Source organism: Hydrogenibacillus sp. N12 (assembly GCF_019645935.1).
Classification (GTDB): domain Bacteria; phylum Bacillota; class Bacilli; order Thermicanales; family DSM-22653; genus Hydrogenibacillus; species Hydrogenibacillus schlegelii.
Map to the genome: position 1 here is coordinate 324323 of NZ_CP080953.1, position 19983 is coordinate 344305.

Below are 19983 nucleotides of genomic sequence, written 5' to 3' on the forward strand. Positions count from 1 at the left end.
ATGCGTGCGCCCCGTTTTTTGGAAGCGCCGCCTGACCCTGCGCAGTCGCCTCACCCTGTGGACTGCGGCTTTACTGCTTGTGATCGGAACGGCGGAGTGGCTCTTCATCGACGCCTTGGCATCTTCGCACCTTCCGCAAGCGCTCCTTGGGCCGCTCCGGATGGTGGAGATTTCTTTAAGCGCCGATCCCTTCATCTCCGGCGAATCCCCTCTTGATCCGCCGTCTTTTGATCGGGCGCCGACTGCGCCAGGTCCGCCGGCAGGCGGAAGCGAGAAGATCGCTCGCATCGAGCCGGAGACCAAAAGATCCGTAGCCGTTGAAAAACTTCCGCTTCCGCCGTTGACCGAAAAAGAAAACCATGGACTGTCGCTTCTTTCCATGCTGAACGCCGCCGTTTTGAAGGAATATCGCTGGATCTCGTTATTGACCGTCGCCCTGGCGACGATCTTCGGCGCGGTCGGCGCGTACGTCTTAAGCGGTCGGGCGCTGGATCCGGTGCGAAAGTTGTCCGAGGCGGTCCGCAACGTGCAGGTCGGTACGCTGGACGTGCGCCTGCCGGTCGAAGGGCCTCCGGATGAAGTGCGGGTGCTGGCCGAATCGTTCAACGCTCTGTTGGCGCGCCTGGAGCGGTCGTTTCGACAGCAACGCGACTTCGTCGCCGCCACGGCCCACGAACTTCGCACGCCGCTCGCCGCGCTTCGCACGCTGTTGGATGACCAAGCGGCGGAATCAAAAAGGGGCCAAAACGGGAACGAAGAGACATGGAAGGGGTTGGATCGGGCGGTCGAGCGGCTCCAGGAGACGGTCGAAGGCCTATTGGTTCTGGCGCGGGGGGAAGGCAATCTGGAACGGGAGGCGGTGAGCCTTGCGGCCGTCCTTCTTGATGTCGTCGAGGAATTGTCGTCGCTTGCTGAAGCGCACGGCGTCACGCTGTCCGTCAACATCGACGATGCCGCGGAAGCCGAAGCTTTTGTCCTCGGCGATCGGCGGCTCATCGAACGGGCGGTCGCCAATCTCATCGACAATGCCGTGCGGTATAATCGCCCCGGTGGCCGCGTCTGGATCCGCCTCTTGTCCGACAACGGGGCGTTTTGGACGATTCGTGTCGAGGATACCGGCATAGGGATTCCAAAAGAAGCGCAGGAGCGCATTTTTGAGCGTTTTTATCGCCTCGACGATTCGCGAAGTCGAAAGAGCGGCGGCGTCGGACTGGGTCTCGCCATCGTCCGCCATGTCGCCGAACTGCACGGGGGAACCGTCGAGGTGGAAAGTGCTCCGGGGAAAGGGAGCGTTTTTGCCCTCCGCTTTCCGCACGGCCGAGGACCATACCGAACGCCCATGAAACCCAAAACTTAAAACTTAACAGAAGCCTTACCCAAAACTTAACGGGGGCTTAATGCCCTCCGTTGTATGATGGAAGCGGCGGAAAGGAGAGGGGAGGAAAACATCGCAAGGAGGCCTGAACGATCATGAAAGTACAGCGAAAAGCATGGCTTTGGGCTGGAGCGTTCACGGTCTTTCTCTTTGGGCTTTCCATATTCGTACACCACTTGCGTACGCTGCGGATGTCGCCTATGCTGCAAATGATGAAAGGAACACTTCGTCGGTGATGGCGCCGCTCGGGATGTCAAACGCAAGCATAGATTCGTCGAAAATGAAGGACGTGAGCGCCCAGGAAAACGGGCCGGTGACGGTGACGACGAAAGGCAAGAAAACGCCCACAAAACGCGCTCTTGAGGACGGTCAGAACACATCCGACCGCGTCACGGTCGGCGATCACCGCGTCAACGTTGCCGCGCCGGGAGAATGGGGCACAGGACAGACCCTCCCGTTCCCGTTTGACGAAGGGCAGACGAAGCACCTTCAAGACATCGGCGTTGAGGCGACCTACGCCATCAATCTAACCATTCCGGGCCAGACGTTAGCGGCGTCCGAAACGTGGTGGTCCTTTACGCGCGGGGAAAAAGTGACCATTTCCCTTTCTTGGATTCCGCGGGATGCGAAGCTGTACGTCGGGTTGATCGATTCTGAAGGCAACTTCTATTACGTGCCGTTTACCGGCGGGGCCGATCAAGAGACGTTTACGATTCAGGTCGCCGACCGTTATTCGATCGCGATCTACAATACCGATACGCATGAAGTGACGGTCCAAGGATACGTTACGCTTTAATGAATGCCGACCTCCTCTCCTTTCCGCTTTTTTTTTGCAAAGGAATACACTAAATTGCGTGGAGGTGGATGCCGTGGAGTACCAGGACGTGACCCTTTCGTTCTCCAAAGAAGTGTTGCGAAAGGCAAAACACATTTGAATACGGGCCATGGCTGTCTAAGCGTTCAGGTGTTGCAGGAATTCTACGTGACGCTGACCTCCTCCCCGGAATGAATTCCGGGGATTTCCGCACTTCCGGCACCGGAATCGGACGCCGGATCGGTTCTTTTTTGCACAGTGCCCGCACCGCTGGGCGTACTGGGTCGACGAGCCGGTCGTCGTCGACGGAAACCTCATCTCGGCCCGGCGGTCGCCGGATCTGCCGGCGTACGGCCGGGCGCTCGCTTAGGCGCTGGAGGAGAGGGACGCCTGAGCGTGCGTCCCGTTCAAGGCGATAGCGAGCCGGTCAGCAGTGAGCGGAAGCGAGATTTTGGGGTTCGGGCTCGGCGGTGCGCGTTCGCAAGCGGCGCAGTCGTCAGCGAGGTCGCGCCGGGTCGAGGACGGCGTCGGCGTCGAAAAGGGGCCGCAGGAGGTCTTTTTGCGTCTTGAGGGCGATGCCGTCGATGTGCCGGCGGTCCATGAACGCCCAGTCTTGCTCCATCCGCAGGTAGGGTTTGGGTCCGACGCCGAAAAAGACGTGAAAGCCCTGGCTTTGGAGCAACCGGAATTTTGCGTCGGACGGCGGGACGTGGCTTCCGAACGGATAGACGTAGAGAGGCGTCGGGCCGACGAGGGGCTCGACTTCGGTTTTCCACTTGCGGGTGTCTTCCTTGAGCCGTTCGAGGGAGATTTTCGCAACGTCGGGATGGCCGTAGCTGTGGGAGGCAAAGCGCCAGCCGGTCGCCTTGAGCCGTTCGACGACCCGAAGCGCCGCCTGCCGCTCCGCTTCGGCCTCCGGGCGCGCGGGGTTTTGCGTCCGGTAGCCGAGGATGCCTTCGTAGCCGGTGAGGTTGAGGATGCCTTTGGCGCCGTCCAGCGAAAAATCGGGATGTTCAGAGACGAAGCGGTCGACGATCGGCACGATTTCGTCGTCCCGGGAGACGACCGGGCGCCCGTCGCGGTCGATCGACGCGGCGGCGACGTTCCCTTCTTCGTCCAGGACGAGCCGGACGGCGTTGCCGCGCCGGACCATGTACGGGTAGTAATTGAGGTCGTCGACGGAGAGGATGAGCGGTTTTTTGCCTTCGGGGAGGCGGAGCGTCTTTCGCGCGACGGTGCCGTCCTCCCGGACGTCCAGCACGTCGAAGATGTCGACGAGGAGGTAGCCGCGTTCGTAGAGGGAGGCGAGGATCTTTTTGAATTCGGGGACGGTGACGAAGTAGTCGTCGTAGCCTTTGGCCAGCCGGTCGCCGGTAAAGGCCCGCTCGGGATAGACGATGAGCGGGTGGAAAAAGAGGTGCTCGATCGGCCCGTCGTACGGAACGCGGGAAGCGGCGGCTCCGGCGGGGGTTCCGGCCGGCGTCCCGGCGGGATTTTCGGTCGGGGGGTCGGCGGAACGATCGGGCGCCGCGGCGGCCGGCCCGTTTCCGGACGAAGGCGGCGCGGACCGCTCGCCGGCGGCGGTCCCGACGGGGTCGCCGGTTGGGGCGGCGGCGCCGGATGAAGCGGATGAGCGCCCCGCGGCGCCGTTCGGACCCGGCGCGACGGTTTCTTTGGCCGCCCCTTTGGAGGCGGGGGGAGGGGAGATGCCGGCGTTCGGGGAACAGGCGGCGAGGAGAAGGATCGCCAGCGATGCGGCGATCCCTCCGGCGACGATCCGGCGAAGGAAGGGCGCGGCCGGGGAGCGCATGGGGGCTACTCCTTTCGGGGCGTTTCGAAGAATGTCGCTTCTTGTCTGGCTCGTCTATTCTATCTGGACGAGATTCGGCGTCGCTTCGTTGCGGCCGGCGGCTGGATTTTGAGTTTTTTTCGCGTTATGATTGAAGTCATCGGTGCGGCGTCGGCAAGCCGTCGGCGCGGCGCCGGCGGAAGGCCGGCCGGCCTTTTCTTCCAAACGTCGGTCCGGCCCGATCATCGGCCGGATTCGAAGGGGAAAATCCGACGAGACGAGAAAAAATCCGTTGGAGAAGGGATGAGATGAGTTGAGCCGAGAGGAGACGAAGATCATCCTCTCCGAAGCGGAGCTTCCGACGCACTGGTACAACCTGCAGGCGGATCTTCCGGATGTGCCGCCGCCCCTCCATCCGGCGACGCGGGAGCCGCTTCGGCCGGAGGATCTGGCGGCGATCTTTCCGCCGGATCTCATCGAGCAGGAGATGAGCGCCGAGCGGTGGATCCCGATCCCGGAGCCGGTGCGGGAGATCTACCGCCTCTGGCGGCCGACGCCGCTCATCCGGGCCCGGCGGCTGGAAGAAGCCCTCGGGACACCGGCGAAGATTTTTTACAAGTATGAAGGCGGGAACGCGTCGGGCAGCCACAAGCTGAACACGGCGGTGGCGCAGGCGTACTACAACCGGAAGGCCGGCGTCCGGCGCCTGGCGACGGAGACCGGCGCCGGGCAGTGGGGGACGGCGCTTTCCGTCGCCTGCCGCTTTTTTGGCCTGGAATGCACCGTCTATATGGTGAAGGTGAGCTACGAGCAAAAGCCGTACCGCCGGATCATGATGAACGCCTTTGGCGGCGAGGTGATCCCGTCGCCGAGCGAGCGCACGGCGGCCGGCCGGGCGGTGCTTAAGCGGGATCCGAATTCTCCCGGAAGCCTCAGCATCGCCATCAGCGAGGCGGTGGAAGATGCGGCGACGCACGGCGATACGAACTACGCCCTCGGAAGCGTCCTCAATCACGTGGCGCTCCACCAGACGGTGATCGGCCTCGAAGCACAAAAGCAGCTTGACGCGATCGACGAGCAGGCGGACATCGTCATCGCGTCCGCCGGCGGCGGGAGCAATTTTGCCGGGCTTGCCTTTCCGTTCGTCTATGAACGGCTGACGACGGGACGGGAGATCCGCTTCATCGCCGTCGAGCCGGCGGCCTGCCCGACGCTGACGCGGGGGGCGTACGGGTACGATTTCGGCGATGTGGCGGGGCTGACGCCGCTTCTTCCGATGTACACGCTCGGGAGCGGCTTCATGCCGCCGGGGATTCACGCCGGCGGGCTCCGCTATCACGGGATGAGCCCCTTGGTGAGCGCCCTCTACCGGAAGGGGATCATCGAGGCGCGGGCGGTCGGCCAGCGGCGGGTCTTTGAGGCGGCGGTGCAGTTTGCCCGGATTGAGGGGATCGTACCGGCGCCGGAGTCGGCCCACGCGGTCCGGGTGGCGATCGACGAGGCGCTCCGGGCGAAGGAAGAAGGGACGCGGCCGACGATCGTGTTCAATCTGAGCGGCCACGGCCATTTTGACCTCGCCGCGTACGAGGCGTATCTCGCCGGACGGCTGGACGATGTCGCGCCGGAGGAAGAGGAGCTCAAAAAGACGCTGGCCGGCGTCGTGCCGGTGGCGGAGGAGGCGTAGGCGGTCTTTCGGCTCGTCGATCGCCTCATCCACGAGGTCGCGGAAGAGGTCGTCTTCGGACCGATCCGGATCGATCTGGTATAATGAAGATCTGGTAAAATGAAAAGAATCGCGAGGGACGGGCCCGTCGTTTCGGGCCCCGGCGTTTTTCTGGAGGAAAGCTGCCGGCGGCTCTGGCGGTCGCGCGAAAGCGGACCGATCGCAGGGGCGGAGACCGGCCCGGAAGGGCGGCCGACCGCGGGTCCGAAGTCCGATCGGGGGGAGGGAGAACGACGCGCTGGACGGCAGGCGGGAAGGCACTCGGCGTGGTGGCGCTTCTTTTGGCGGCGGCCAATATGCGGACGGGGATCGCCTCGATGGGGCCCCTGATGGCGGCCTTTCAGGCGGTGTGGGGCGTCGGCGCCGGTGCGGCGGGAGCGCTGATGACGCTTCCGATCGTCGCCTTTGGCCTCTTTTCTCCCCTCATGCCGGCCGTCGCCCGGCGGCTCGGCCTGTCCAAGGCCCTCGGCGGGGCGCTCGTTTGGTTGACGCTGGCTCTGGCGCTCCGGCCGTGGGACGGCTACGGCGCCATGGCCGTCGGGACGCTGGCCGCCGGGGTGGGCATGGCGGCGCTGAACGTCCTTTTGCCGGCGTTCATCAAGGCGCGGTATCCGGAGCGGATGGGGACGCTGACAGGGCTGTACACGATGATGCTGAATCTCGCCGCGGCCCTGGCGACGGGGGCGACGGCGTCGGCGGCCCTCGCCTGGGGGTGGCCGTGGCCGCTCGTGCTGTCCCTCTGGAGCCTGCCCGCGGGGGCGGCGGCGTTCGTGTGGGCCGCCGCCTTCGGTCGCCAGGACCCGACGGCCGACGAACGGTCGGCCGATGTGGGCATGGCCGGAGAGCGGCCGGTGGCTTCCGGAGCCTCGCTCCGGTCGGCGCTTCGTTCGCCGACGGCGTGGGCGGTGACGGCGTTTATGGGGCTGCAGTCGTTTTTGTTTTTTTCCGCGGCGGCGTGGCTTCCGACGATGCTGGGAGCGGAAGGCGTGCCGGAGTGGGCGGCGGGGTGGTGGTTTTCGGCGACGCAGTTCATCGGCATCCCGGCCAATTTTCTTTTTCCCTGGGTGGCGGTGCGCCTTTCGCGCCAGCGGGGGCTCGGAGCCCTCGTCGGCGGGTTGTTTGTTGTCGGCTGGGGGCTTTATGCCGCGCTGGGGGCGCGGGCGGTCGTGCCGGTCGTCGTCGCCCTCGGGGTGGCCCAGGCGGCGGGGATCAGCCTGGCGCTCGCCCTGATCGGCCTTCGAAGCGAGACGGCGGCGGGAACGGCGGCCCTCTCGGGCATGGCCCAAAGCGTCGGCTATCTCATTGCGGCGGTCGGACCGGTCGGCGTCGGGGCGCTCCTCGACCTCGCCGGTCGGCCGGCGGCGCTTTCGCTTTTGCTGGTGACTTCGGGACTGACCGTTCTGGCCGGGTTCCGGGCCGGGGCGCCCGTCACGATGGAGGCGGAGCTCGGCCGCGCCGCCGAAAGGGGAAGGCGCGCGGGAGAACCGGGGCTCAGGTAAACGTCGGCGCGAATGGGGCCCGTTCGCCGGCGCCGCATGCTTTTTCGGAACGATCCGGGTATACTTTTTCGGAACGATCCGGGTATAATAGATGAAAACGTTCGGAACTTGAAGGGGGAGCGGCCGAATGGCGGACGGGGCTCATGCTCCTCGGGTGGGACTCATCATGGGGAGCCGCTCCGACTGGGAGACGATGAAAAAGGCGGCCGAAGTGCTGGAAGAACTCGGCATCCCGTATGAGGCGCGGGTCGTCTCGGCGCACCGGACGCCGGACGAGATGTTCCGCTATGCCGAGACGGCGGAGGCGCGAGGGATCCGGGTCATCATCGCCGGCGCCGGCGGGGCGGCCCATCTTCCCGGGATGGTGGCGGCGAAGACGGTCCTTCCCGTCATCGGCGTGCCGGTCGAGTCGCGGGCGCTTCGGGGGTTCGATTCGCTCCTTTCGATCGTGCAGATGCCGGCCGGAGTACCGGTGGCGACGGTCGCCATCGGGGCGGCCGGCGCGGCGAACGCGGCGCTTCTGGCGGCGGCGATCCTCGGCGCCTCGGACGGCGAGATCCGCGAGCGGCTCCGGCGGCGGCGGGCGGCGATGCGGGAGGCGGTGCTGGCGGAGGCGGCGCTTCCGCCGGCAGACGATCAGAGCGCTGAGCCGTCCGGACCGGGCCGTGTTCCAGGAGGGGATCGGGGTCGGCCGGACGGTTCGGACGGCTGACCCGATGGATCGGCGTCCGGATTCGGAGCCAGAGGGGAAGGGACGGCAGGGACATGCCTTCGACGGGACGCGGGGCGATGCGGTCTAAAGACGTTCGGCCGGAGGCGCCGCTTCTTCCCGGCCGGACGATCGGAATTCTGGGGGGCGGTCAGCTCGGCCGGATGATCGCCCTCGCCGGCCGGGCGATGGGGTATCGGTTTGCCGTGCTCGATCCGGCGGAGGAGGCGCCGGCCCGGCCGGTGGCGGACGTCTTCGTCCGCGGGGATTTTTCCGATCGCGCGGCGCTTTTGCGCCTCGGGGCGGCGAGCGACGTCGTCGTGTACGAATTCGAACATCTCGACGCCGAGGCCGTCGCGGCCTTGGCCGAATCGGTGCCGGTGCCGCAGGGGACGGCGCTTCTTCGCCTGGCGCAGCATCGTGCCCTGGAAAAGGCCGCCCTTTCGGCCGGAGGTTTTCCGGTGGCGCCGTATGCCGCGATCGCCCGGCCGGAAGACTGGCCGGCGGCGCTCCGGACGGTCGGCCTGCCGGCGCTCTTGAAGACGACGACCGGCGGTTACGACGGCAAAGGGCAGTGGCGCCTCCGGACGGCGGCCGAGGCGGCGGCAGCGGAGGCAATCGTCCGGGCGGCTTTCCGCGAAACCGGCGCCGGTCGGTCCGGCGAGGCGCGGTCGGAAGGGGACGCGGCGGGGGCCCGGTTCATCCTCGAGCGGGAACTGGCTTTCCGCGCCGAGCTTTCCGTGATCGTGGCGCGCCGGGCGGACGGAGCGATGGCGACCTTCCCGCCGGCGGAAAACGTCCACGTGCGGGGGATCTTGCACCGCTCGATCGTGCCGGCCCGGGTGCCGAAGACGGTCGAAGAACGGGCGGTCGAACTGGCCCGGGCCATCGCCACCCACCTCGACGCGGTCGGGCTCCTTGCGGTCGAGTTTTTCTGGCTGAAAGACGGCGCGCTTGTCGTCAACGAGCTCGCCCCCCGACCGCACAACACGGGCCACTACACCCTGGACGCCGCGTCGACCTCGCAGTTCGAACAGTTCGTCCGGGCGGTGTCCGGTCTGCCGCTCGGCGCGGTTCGCCTCTGGTCGCCGGTCGTGATGGTGAACGTCCTCGGCGAGCATCTCCCGGCGCTCTTGAAGGCCCTTCCGACGCTCGATCCGCGCTTCAAAGTCCATCTGTACGGCAAAGCGGAGGCGCGGCCGGGACGAAAGATGGGCCACGTGAACATCCTCGCCGACTCCGTCGAAGAGGCGCTCCGGCTCGCCGAGGCGACGGGCGTGTGGCCGGAACTTCAGGCAGAACGGAAAAACCCGTAGCGGGTCGCGGGGCCCGGCCGCCGGCCGGGCCCCGCCTTTCGGGCGGGGTGGCCTACGGGGTGGCCTACGCCTTAAGCGCCGTCTTCGGCGCCGCGCTTAAAGGCATTCCGTGCCGGCAACTTCGGCGAGCGTCTGAGAGGGCCCAAGATGCGCTTCGGTCCAGAGCGCGAGGGCGTACAGGGCGTACAGCTTGCGGGCGTTGTCGCGCCGCCCTTCGATGTGGTCGCGGGCGAGGTCGGCGACGTAGGCGCGGTCGAGCCAGGCAGAAAGCGGCGAGGCGTCGATCCGCTCGAGGAGAGGAGAGGCCCATCCGGTCTGGAGCCACCGCCGAAGCGGGACGGGAAAACCGAGCTTTGGCCGTTCGACGACGTCCGGGGGCAGAAGATCGCGAAAGGCGGCCCGGACGATCCACTTTGTCTGCCCGTCCCGGATCTTCAGAGCGGTCGGCATCCGGACGGCGACTTGGAAGACGGATCGGTCCATAAACGGCAGGCCGAGCCGAAGGCCGTGGGCGGCGGCGGAGCGCATGCCCTTGACGAGGATGCTGTTCGGAAGCCAAAAGAGGATATCGATGAGCTGCATGCGCTGGACGTCGTCCAGGCCGGGCGGAAAGGCGGTATACGCTTCTTTGATGAGGGAGAGAGCGTCCCGGCCGTCCTGGAGCGCCGGCCGAACGTCCGGATGAAACACCCGCAGCCGATCGTCGACGAACACCTTGGCGTTGCCGAGGTACCGCTCTTCCAGAGGCGTGAGGGAGCGGATAAGAAAGTTTTTTCCGTAAAAGTCGGGGAGCCGGCGCACCATCGCGAGCAGTTTCCGCCGCCAGGGGGGCGGCAGCACCGCGGCCCAGGCGAGGGCCGCCGGCTCCCGATAGATGCGATAACCGGCGAAAAATTCATCCGATCCCTCGCCGGAGAGGACGACGGCCGCTTCGCCGGCGGCTGCTTCGGTGAGCAGATAGAGGGCCACCGCCGACGGATCGCCGAGCGGAACGCCGAAGGCTCGAACGGCGAGCGGGGCGCGGGCGAAAAATTCTTCCGGCCCGACGCGGCGCTTCCGGTGAAAAAGGCCGAGCGACCGGGCGGTCGCCTCGGCCGGCGGACATTCGTCGGTCTCGCCGTCCAAGCAGAGGGAAAACGCCGGCCCTCCGCCGGCACGGTGGGCGAGGGCGGCGAGGATCGCCGAGTCGACGCCGCTTGAAAGAAGCACGCCGGTCTGACCCGGCGTCCAGACCCGAAGAAAGGCCCGTTCGACGGCGTGCCGGACGGCGCGGATCGCCTCCGCTTCCGGCCGGTCGACCGGGGAAAAGGCCGGTGCAAAATAACGCTCCATCGCCAAGCCTTCCGCCCGAAGGCGGAGCCGGTGTCCGGGCAACAGGGCGTGTACATCGCGAAACGGCGTTGCGGGGGCGGGGATGTACTGCAGCGTCATGTACATCAGAAAGGCCGAAGGGTCGGGTTCCGGCGCCCGCCTGCGGCCGGCGACCGCCGCCGAAAGCTCGGTGGCAAAAAGGACCCGTTTGCCGTCGACGGCGTAGAAGACGCTCTGGCGGCCGAACGGGTCCCGGACGAGGAGCGCCTCAAAAGCGGCGGGATCGTCCACATAGAGGAGGTAGGCGCCGTCAAGAAACCGGAGCGCCCGTTCCGGGTCGGCGTCGAACAGGACGAGGAAGGCCCGTTCCGGCGCGTCGCCCTCGATCGCCTCCGGAAGATCTCCGCCCACAAGCTGTCGGGCCGCACGGAGGAGGGCTTCGGCGTTCGTCACTTCCCCGGCGATCAAGGCGTACCGGCCGGTGCGCCGGTCGAATGCTCCCCGACGGACGGCGAAACGGCATCGGGCCGCCGCCCCCCGGAGACAAGCGCCGAATGCTTCCGCGGGGTGGGGGGGCAAGCGGTCGTCGGCGCTTTCCCAGCGCCCGATGCGGACGCCTGCCCGGGCGTAGACGAGCTCCGGACGGCTTCCTTTGGGCCCGCGGGCGGCCATCTGTAAAAACACGCGTTCGAGTTCGTCTTCGCCGCCGGCAATGTCTTCATCGCCGACGGTCTCCATTCGACCGGGGGCGCGAACGAACCGATCGACGCCCGTCCGGGACGTTGCGTTCGCCGGAGTTGGGATTGAAAAGGAAATGGCGGCCGCACGGAACGCTTGCGGCCGGTCGATGACGCCCCAAAGCCCGCCCATGGCCGGCCCTCCCGTCTGATTGACCGTTGTTTCATCCACCGCTCGCAGTATCGCAGGTTTTTCCGGGCTTTGCAAGGGGAACGCTTGAGTTGACCGGACTTACGACGGAAGGTATAATGAAAGCGCCGAAAGAATTGAAGAACTTCTGGGAAGGAGGGGAGACGATGAAGGCCAATATGGGCCCCGTCGACCGCGTCATCCGCGTGATCATCGGCATCGTGCTTCTGTTTCTCGTCTTTGTCGGTCCGAAGACGCCGTGGGGATGGATCGGGCTCGTTCCGCTTCTCACCGGACTGATCGGCTTTTGTCCGCTTTATGCGATCTTCGGCATCTCGACGCGTAAGTCGTCCTGAACTTTTTCTCGGATCGGCACAAACGAATATGCATATTCGGTTTCCCCGCCGCCCGGAACTCCGATTCGGGCGGCGATTTTGGGGCGCCCGGCATGGGCGCTGTCGATAGGGTGAAAGTCCCGAACGGCGAAGACGGCAGTAACCGTTCGCTTAAGGCAAGGGCGTCCGCCGCGAGGCGGAGTCTGAAGGAAGCCGGCGGCAAACCTCCGGCCCGACGAACAGAGGTCATGGGTCAAGTCCGAGATCGTGTGTAAAATTGCCTTCTTTGGCGAATGGAGCGGTGAGCACTTAGGCCGCTTGGGCACAAGCCTGAGCGGATTCTCTCGAGGCCTGCTGCGCCTTCTTCCATGCCTCCTCCTCGTCCGTGTTGAAATATTTCTGCCCCTCAGATCAGGCGCATCGTGGATCGCGCGGACCTCTTGGTCCGCTACGGCGAGGACGACCTGTTTGCGGCGATCCGCCGGCGGGATTTGCTCTTTTATCATCCGTACGAGTCGTTCCAGCCGATCGTCCGTTTTATCGAAACGGCGGCGGAAGATCCGCACCGTCTTGGCCATCAAGCAGACGCTTTACCGCGTGGGAAAAGATTCGCCGATCGTTCAGGCGCTCATGCGCGCGGCGGAGGCGGGCAAGCAGGTGTCGGTCGTGGTCGAACTCCGGGCGCGGTTCGATGAGGAGAAGAACATCGAATGGGCGCGTCAGTTGGAAGACGCCGGCTGCCATGTGACGTACGGGCTCGTCGGTCTGAAGACGCACGCCAAGATGACGCTCGTCGTCCGCCGCGAAGCCGGGCATCTCGTGCGCTACGTGCACCTTGGGACGGGGAACTACAACCCGCAGTTGGAGCTGTACCTGCGCGACAGCGTGAACGCGCGGGAGCTTCTGCCCGACGGCCGCTACGTGCGCGTCCGACCGAAAGACGGCGAAGCGGCGGTCGACGCGCAGATGGACATCTTTGCGCTCCTCCGCGACGAGGCGCGGCGCCTTCGCCGCCGGCGGGCGTAAAAAGGCGCAAAATCAAACGATCGTGTTCAGTAGAACACGATCGTTTTATTTTGATAGATGAGGATGCGGTCTTCCAGGTGCCACTGCACCGCCCGGGCGAGGACGATGCGTTCGATGTTCCGGCCGATCTTTTTTAAGGTCGCGACATCCGCCCGGTGGGTGACCCGCTCGACGTCCTGCTCGATGATCGGCCCTTCGTCGAGTTCTTCGGTGACGTAGTGGGCGGTGGCGCCGATGAGCTTGACGCCCCGGGCGTAGGCCCGCTCGTACGGCCGGGCGCCGACGAAGGCCGGCAGGAACGAGTGGTGGATGTTGATGATGCGGTTCGGGTACCGCCGGACGAATTCCGGCGAGAGGATCTGCATGTAACGGGCGAGGACGAGGAGGTCGACGCGGTATTCGGTGAGCAGGGCGATCTGCCGGGCTTCGGCCTCCGGCTTCGTCTCCGGGGTGACCGGGATGTAAAAGTAGGGAAGGCCAAAAGGTTCCACCGCCGGCCGCAGCGTCTCGTGGTTGGAGATGACGAGGACGATGTCGCCGGCGAGTTCTCCCGTCTTCCATTGATAGAGGAGCTCCAGGAGGGCGTGATCGGCGGTGGAGACGAAGACGGCGATCCGCTTTCGATCGGCGGCGTAGCGGATCTCCCACTGCATATCCAGGCGGCGCGCGACCTCGGCAAAACCGGCTTCGAGCGCCTTTTTTTGTGCCGGAAGGTCGGGGAGATCGAATTCGACCCGCATGAAGAGGAGCCCGCCGGCCGGATCGGTCGTGTACTGATCGAGGGCGACGATGTTCGCCCCCTGCCGGTAGAGGAAGGACGCCGTCTCGGCGACGATGCCCGGCCGGTCGGGGCAGGAGAGGAGAATGCGGGCCCGGTTTTGGAGGATTTCCGGTCGCAGCTTTTGGGACATCGCGCTTGCGCTCCTTTTTGGGGATGTCGTAGGAAGTCGCAGATTCCGAGGCGGCGGGCGCCGACCGGTGGCCGCCGCCGTCGGATCGGCGGGAAGGGGGCGAAGAAAATTTCCGGGGCACCGGTCGAGTGGGCGCGTCGAGCGTCGCATTGGGGTTCGCGGAAGGCGCAACGTGATTTCCGCACTGAGCGGTATTCTACTCAAGTCGGGGATGCTTGACAATTTTTGTTGCGGCGGCCGGTTGGGTCTGCAAGAGGATTTTTCGGGCAGCCTTCGACGCCCCGATGCGAAAGCGGCCGCCCGCCGGCAGAGCAGATGCGGCGTCATTTAAAAACATGATACGAAGCCTTCACCGAAACTTAACAAAACCTTTACGGGACGTTAAAAGACGTCTAGTAAACTTAGAATTGCACGCGATGTCGATCCAAGGCGCTATCTGGGGTGCGGCATGGCGTCATCTTTCATGCACGTTGTCAAGGAGGGGGGACGGAATTGGATGCGGCATCTCCATATGCCGGGCGGTCCGGCGCCGTCCGGTGACGGTGCGGAAGGCGAGAGCGGCTTGCGGCGGTGGACCGGCTGAGACGATGAGCCGATGAGAGAATTGGGGAAGCAGCCAGGCAGCAAGGAGAAGCGCGGAGGAGGGGAAGGAGAAAATGGGAGACCGAGTCATGCGCAAGATGCGACCGCTGACGGTGGCTTTGGTGCTGGCGCTCGTCGTCACGCTGCTCGTGCCGCCGTTCGGCCTCCCGGCGGCGCAGGCGGAGGCGGCCGGTGAAAGCACGACGGTGACCGAGGATGTTTACACCGGGAAAACGGTGACGTTTGCGGTGTCCGACGTCGAGCAGCGCCCGGTGCCGGCGGCGACGATGACGATCTTTAAGACGGACGCAGACGGCAAGACCGTCGGCGAGGACGTTTATGCGGGACTCGCGGTGAGCGGCGGTCAGGCGACGGTCACGCTTCCGGAGGGGACGTACGGCGTCACGCTGACCGTTGACGGCAAAGACTACCGCTACCCGGGGGTTGTGACCATCAGCGCCACGTCCCCGGATACGATCTCCCTCTTTGTCCCCGTCGTTGAAGATGATCCAAACCGCGGGCCGAGCAGCTCGAAGCCGCCGTACCTCGTGCCGACGATGGACGGCGTCGAGATCAAGTCGCTTTTGACCGTCGGGGACGCGGTCCCCGGGAAGGACGGGAAGCCTTACCGGATGGTCGGGATCCCCGACGGCCTCGGCGCTTACGACAACGGCGACGGCACGTTTACGCTCCTTATGAACCACGAACTTCCGAACACCGCAGGAGCGGTCCGCGCCCACGGGGCGAAGGGCGCCTTCGTGTCGAAGTGGATCATTGATAAGGAGACGCTGGAAGTCAAAGGCGGAGAAGACCTGATTCAGCAATTTATGCTGTGGAATAAGGAAAAGAATCAATACGATGCGCCGGTCCAGGACGTCGCCCTGTCCCGCCTGTGCTCGGCCGACCTGCCGCCGCAAAGCGCCTTTTATGATGAAGAAAGCGGCAAGGGCTATCCGGGTCGCTTGTTCATGAACGGCGAGGAAAAAGGCCGTGAGGGCCGCGCCTTTGCCCACGCCCTGGACGGGACGAGCTATGAACTCCCGGCCCTCGGGAAGGCCAGCTGGGAAAACATCCTCGTCCATCCCAAGACGGGCGAAAAGACGGTCGTCATCGGGCTGGATGATACTTCCCCTGGACAAGGGTCCGGGACGGTCTTCGTCTATATCGGCGAAAAGCAGTCCGAAGGAAATCCGGCCGAACGAGCCGGGCTGAACAACGGGACGCTGTACGGGCTCAAGGTGGAAGATTTGCCGCAAGAGAAAGACGACACCCAGTGGGAAGGCCCGAAGCCGTTCACGCTGCATCCGTTCGGCGATGCCAGAAACAAGAGCGGCGCCGAGCTGGCCCAGGAGATCATCGCCGGCGGGGTGACCCAGTTCCAGCGGCCGGAAGACGGCGCGTGGGACCCGCATGACCCGAACGTCTTCTACTTCGTCACCACCGCCACGATGAACAACAAAAGCCGGCTGTGGAAGCTTACCTTCAACGACGTGACGCAGCCGGAGGTCGGCGGGACGATCGAGATGCTCCTTAAGGGCGACGAAGGGCAGAAAATGATGGACAACCTCACCGTCACCCCCCGCGGCGAAATCTTGATCCAGGAAGACCCGGGCAAAAACGACCATATCGCCAAGGTCTGGCGTTACACGCTCGCCGACGGCAAGCTGGAGGAAGTCGCCCGGCACGATCCGAGACGCTTCGCCCCGAGCGGCGAGAAATTCCTGACCAACGACGAAGAGTCGTCCGGCATCATCGACGTCTCCGACATCCTCGGCGAGGGCTGGTACCTCCTCGACGTTCAGGCGCACTTCACACACACCGATCCGGAGCTCGTCGAAGGCGGCCAGCTGCTCGCGATGTACGTGCCGCCGGCTCAAGGCGGGGCGCCGCAGCCTCAGCCGGGCGAATCCGCGTGGCGCCTCACCATCCTGCACACGAACGATACGCATGCCCATCTGGAAAACGGGGCGCGCCTGGCGACGCTCATCAAAGAGGAGCGGGCCAAGGCGGAAAACGTCCTGTTGCTTGATACCGGCGACGTGTTTACCGGAACGCTCTTTTTCACCCAATATGAAGGTCTGGCCGATCTGGATTTCATGGACCTTCTCGGCTATCAGGCGATGACGATCGGCAACCACGAATTTGACAAAGGGCCGGAAGGCCTGGCCAAGTTTGTGAAAGACGCGCCGTTCCCCGTTCTGAGCGCCAACATCGACTTCGGCGAAGAGCCGGCGCTCGGCGGTCTCGTCGAAACGACGATCGGCGAATCGACGATCGACGAACTTTCGTCGAATCTGGGGGGGAAGATCTATCCGGCGGTCGTCCTCGACGTAAACGGCGAAAAGGTCGGGCTCTTCGGCCTTACGACGCCGGAGACGGCCTTCATCTCCAGCCCCGGGGAACACATCCGCTTCCGCGATCCGGTCGAAGCGGCGCGAGAAACGGTCGCTCAGCTTCAAGCAAAAGGCGTGCAGAAGATCATCGCCCTGACGCACATCGGCTATGCGGAAGACCTCACGCTGGCCGAAGCGGTCCCGGAGATCGATGTCATCGTCGGCGGCCACTCCCATACCCGGTTGGACGAGCCCGTCGTCATCCAGCACGCCGACGGCACCCAGACGGTGATCGTGCAGGCCCACGAGCACCGGAAGTACTTAGGTCGCCTTGACGTGACGTTTAACGCCCAGGGCGACGTCATCGATGCAAACGGCAAGCTCATCCCCACGAGCGACAAAGACGCGGATGGCAATTACACCGTCGCCGAAGATCCGGAAGCCAAAGCGCTTATCGATGAACTGGACGGGCCGATCCAGGCGCTGAAGCAGACGGTGGTCGGTCAAACGGCGGTCTTCCTCGACGGCGAGCGGGATCACGTCCGCACGCAGGAGACGAACTTAGGCAACCTTATCGCCGACGGCATGCTGGACTTTGCTCGCTCTTTCGTGCCTGAAGCTCAAGTGGCGATCACCAACGGCGGCGGCATTCGCAGCTCGATTCCCGCCGGTGAGATCACGCTCGGTCAGGTGATGGAAGTCCTGCCCTTCGGCAATGTGCTGGTCACGCTGGAGCTGAGCGGCGAGGACCTCATCGCGGCGCTGGAAAACGGCGTCTCGGCGGTGGAGCAAAAGAAAGGCTACTTCCCGCACGTCGCCGGGTTGCGCTATCGGTACGATTCATCCAAGCCGGCGGGCCAGCGCATCGTCGGCGTGGAAATCAAAACAGAAAATGGGTACCGGCCGATCGATCCGAAGGCGACCTATACCGTCGTCACGAACAAATTCATGGCGGACGGCGGCGACGGCTACACGATGTTCAAGGCGGCGCAGGATGCCGGCAAGATGACCAACCTGTTCTACCCGGATTACGAAGTGTTTGTGGCGTACCTGGAGAAGATCGGCACGGTGGGTGAAGCATACGCGGGCGTGGAAGGCCGCATCGTCGACGTGGCCGGCCAAGCAGGCGAATCCGAGGAGGCGCTCTTCGAGCGTCTGGAGTCCCATGTCGATCAGACGGACGGCATTACGGCACGGGTGACGGTGCGACCCAAGGCGCCGTACGCCTCCAAGGCAGCGGTCATCTTCGAACTTCTCCGGTCCGTAGGGGGGACGCCCGAACCGATCGCGATCACGGCCCTGGAGAAAGAGGGCTGGTCCGGGACACCCGAGACCCTTTACGGGCGGTTCAACGTCACAGGCAGCGGCTATGAGGTGAGAGTCTTCATCCTCGACGGCTTCAGCGGCAGCCCGGACAGAGCGGAAAAAAGCCTGGCGGAACCGTTGGTGCTGCCCGTCGAGTAAAACAGTGCACAGACGACATTATCCGGTTTTCGTTCGGATCATGAAAGGGATCGGCCGGGCTCGGTCGGCGCCGGGCCCGGTCCCGCCTTTTGCGGTTCGCGTAAACGGAGTTTAAGAGCGAGCGGGGTGGATCGGTCGGTGAAGACGATAGAGCGGTTGATGAAAATCGCCGCGGGGCTCGCCTTGCTGCTCGGGCTTTTCCCCCAAGCCGCCTTGGCCGAAACTTCCCCTGCCCCGGCGGTGACCGTCGAGCCCGTCGCAGCTAAAAAACCGGGAGATCGCGTCGATCTCAAAGGGACGACGACGCTGAGCCAGGTGACCGTCAAGGTCCTCCGGCCGGACCGGACGATCTTGTTCGTGGACGTGCCCGCCGTACAAAACGGCGCCTACAGACGGCGTTTCGCCTGCCGGAAGATGCCATGGCGGGAACGTACACGGTGGTCGTCGGCTGGGGCGAGGTTACTGCGAACACCACGTTTTCAGTCGCCCCAGGCGGGAGCACGCCACCGCCGTCCGACGGCGGCGGTTCCGGCGGCGGCACGACGCCTCCTCCGCCCGGTGGCGGCTCCGGCGGTGGCGGCGGTTCCGGCGGGAGCTCTGGAGGCGGTGGCGGGAGCTCCGGTGGCGGGAGCGGCGGCGGTGGTGGTTCCGGCGGCAGCGGCGGCGGTTCTGGCGGTTCCGGCGGAGGCAGCGGCAGCGGAACGAGCCCTGCTCCCGGCGCGAAGCCTTCGACGGAGCAGACTTTCCCCGGCGGCAAAGCCACGATCACCCAGAGCGCCGACGGGACGCGATCCGTCACGCTCAGCGTCTCGCGTGAGGCCATCGATCAGGCTCTCTCTGCCGGCGGGAAAACCGTGACCCTGAACTTCTCCGGCCTTGCCCTGAAAGCCGGCGATGTCCTCGCCCTGACCGTCGACAAAGACGCCGTCGCCAAAGTCAAGGCGGGCGGACAGGCCTTAAACGTCGGGTACGGCGGTCTGACCGTCAGCATTCCCGGCGAAGCCCTCGACGCGTTCGTGGCGGGCGACGGCGGCTTGAGCCTCAAAGTGAGCGTCGCCGAGCTGAAGCGCGAGACGGTGCGCATCGCGGCCGCGCCGACGACGGAGGTCGTCTCCTTCGCCTATGCGATCGAAGGGCCCGGAAGTCTGAAACAGCCGATCGACGTCACGCTCAACCTCGTCGCCGGCGGAAGCGACGTCCGCAAGGTCGGCGCCTACCTGAAGCAGGCCGACGGCAGCTGGAAGTACATCGGCGGAAGGGCCGACGCGGCGAAGAAGACGCTCACGGCCAAGATGAGCCGCTTCGGCACCGTGGCGGCGATCGCCTATCACAAAACGTTTGCCGACCTCCAGAACCACTGGGCGAAAGACGTCGTCGAAGTGCTGGCCGCGCACCACATCGTGAAAGGAAAAAGCGAAGACGTCTTCGCCCCGAACGAGAACGTCACGCGGGCGGAATTCGCGGCGCTCATGCTGAACGCGCTCGGCCTCCCCGTCGAGCGGGCGGCGCATCCGTTCCGCGACGTGCCGGAAGGCGCCTGGTACCGCGACGTCGTGGCGACGGCTTATCGACACGGTCTTATGGCCGGCGACGGCCAAACGTTCCGGCCGAACGCGCCGATCACGCGGGAAGAGATGGCCGTCGTGCTGGTGAACGCGCTGGGGATGAAGGACGAGGCGGCCGGGAAAACGCCGACCTTTGCCGACGGCGGCAGCATCAGCGCCTGGGCCAAGGGAGCGGTCGGCCTGGCGCAGGAGAAAGGACTGATCCGAGGCGTCGGCGACAACCGCTTCGCCCCGAAAGCGAACGCCAAGCGGGCGGAAGCGGCGGCGCTCTTGTACAACGCTGTTTTTCAGCCATGATCTTGCGGAAGCCGCCCCGATTTTGATCAGCAAAAGGCCCGGCCGGTTTGGCGCCGGGCTTTTCGCT

At 65.2% G+C, this 19983-nt stretch carries 12 protein-coding genes and 3 pseudogenes; 11 read left to right on the forward strand and 4 right to left on the reverse strand.

What is annotated here, in order from left to right:
• The first annotated feature begins 4 nt into the window (after positions 1–4).
• The 3 genes and pseudogenes from K2M58_RS01540 to K2M58_RS12490 all read left to right on the forward strand — a co-directional run.
• Positions 5–1357 (forward strand): sensor histidine kinase, encoded by a 1353-nt coding sequence (locus tag K2M58_RS01540; protein ID WP_220677996.1) that lies wholly within the window; start codon positions 5–7, stop codon positions 1355–1357.
• 250 nt (positions 1358–1607) lie between these two features.
• On the forward strand, positions 1608–2171 hold the full coding sequence (locus tag K2M58_RS01545) for a hypothetical protein (protein ID WP_220677997.1): 564 nt from the start codon (positions 1608–1610) through the stop codon (positions 2169–2171).
• 292 nt (positions 2172–2463) lie between these two features.
• Positions 2464–2559: pseudogene (locus K2M58_RS12490) on the forward strand (protease); the annotation flags it as partial.
• Between the two features lie 126 nt (positions 2560–2685).
• Here the strand turns inward: K2M58_RS12490 and K2M58_RS01550 are convergent.
• Together K2M58_RS01550 and K2M58_RS01555 are read right to left on the reverse strand one after the other, a co-directional pair.
• Positions 2686–3999: a polysaccharide deacetylase family protein gene (locus K2M58_RS01550; RefSeq protein ID WP_220677998.1), complete on the reverse strand. Its 1314-nt coding sequence runs from the start codon at positions 3997–3999 to the stop codon at positions 2686–2688.
• 54 nt (positions 4000–4053) lie between these two features.
• Positions 4054–4317 (reverse strand): hypothetical protein, encoded by a 264-nt coding sequence (locus K2M58_RS01555; protein WP_220677999.1) that lies wholly within the window; start codon positions 4315–4317, stop codon positions 4054–4056.
• Between K2M58_RS01555 and K2M58_RS01560 the strand changes: the two genes are divergently transcribed.
• From K2M58_RS01560 to purK, 4 genes and pseudogenes are all read left to right on the forward strand, one after another.
• Entirely contained in the window at positions 4292–5662 is a 1371-nt protein-coding gene (locus K2M58_RS01560; protein ID WP_220678000.1) for a TrpB-like pyridoxal phosphate-dependent enzyme, read from the forward strand. The genes K2M58_RS01555 and K2M58_RS01560 overlap by 26 nt on opposite strands.
• A 308-nt stretch (positions 5663–5970) precedes the next feature.
• On the forward strand, positions 5971–7200 hold the full coding sequence (locus tag K2M58_RS01565; RefSeq protein ID WP_220678001.1) for an MFS transporter: 1230 nt from the start codon (positions 5971–5973) through the stop codon (positions 7198–7200).
• Between the two features lie 127 nt (positions 7201–7327).
• Positions 7328–7807: pseudogene (gene purE, locus K2M58_RS01570) on the forward strand (5-(carboxyamino)imidazole ribonucleotide mutase); the annotation flags it as partial.
• A gap of 182 nt (positions 7808–7989) precedes the next feature.
• Positions 7990–9225, forward strand: a complete 1236-nt coding sequence (gene purK, locus K2M58_RS01575) for a 5-(carboxyamino)imidazole ribonucleotide synthase (RefSeq protein ID WP_220678002.1) — start codon at positions 7990–7992, stop codon at positions 9223–9225.
• 96 nt (positions 9226–9321) lie between these two features.
• On the opposite strand, the gene K2M58_RS01580 is transcribed toward purK, so the two are convergent.
• Positions 9322–11406: an asparagine synthase gene (locus tag K2M58_RS01580; protein ID WP_220678003.1), complete on the reverse strand. Its 2085-nt coding sequence runs from the start codon at positions 11404–11406 to the stop codon at positions 9322–9324.
• Positions 11407–11495: 89 nt separating this feature from the next.
• Between K2M58_RS01580 and K2M58_RS01585 the strand changes: the two genes are divergently transcribed.
• Positions 11496–11759 (forward strand): YgaP family membrane protein, encoded by a 264-nt coding sequence (locus tag K2M58_RS01585; protein WP_245637726.1) that lies wholly within the window; start codon positions 11496–11498, stop codon positions 11757–11759.
• A 431-nt stretch (positions 11760–12190) separates the two neighbouring features.
• Positions 12191–12593, forward strand: a pseudogene (locus tag K2M58_RS12495) (RNA degradosome polyphosphate kinase); the annotation flags it as partial.
• Positions 12594–12790: 197 nt separating this feature from the next.
• Here K2M58_RS12495 and purU read toward each other — a convergent pair.
• Entirely contained in the window at positions 12791–13675 is an 885-nt protein-coding gene (gene purU / locus K2M58_RS01595; protein ID WP_220678004.1) for a formyltetrahydrofolate deformylase, read from the reverse strand.
• Positions 13676–14331: 656 nt separating this feature from the next.
• Here purU and K2M58_RS01600 point away from each other — a divergent pair.
• Together K2M58_RS01600 and K2M58_RS01605 are read left to right on the forward strand one after the other, a co-directional pair.
• The gene (locus tag K2M58_RS01600) at positions 14332–18054 is read left to right on the forward strand and encodes a 5'-nucleotidase C-terminal domain-containing protein (protein ID WP_220678005.1); all 3723 of its coding nucleotides are present in this window, start codon (positions 14332–14334) and stop codon (positions 18052–18054) included.
• Positions 18055–18908: 854 nt separating this feature from the next.
• Positions 18909–19916, forward strand: coding sequence for an S-layer homology domain-containing protein (locus K2M58_RS01605; protein ID WP_082910551.1), 1008 nt, complete (start codon positions 18909–18911; stop codon positions 19914–19916).
• Positions 19917–19983 lie beyond the last annotated feature (67 nt).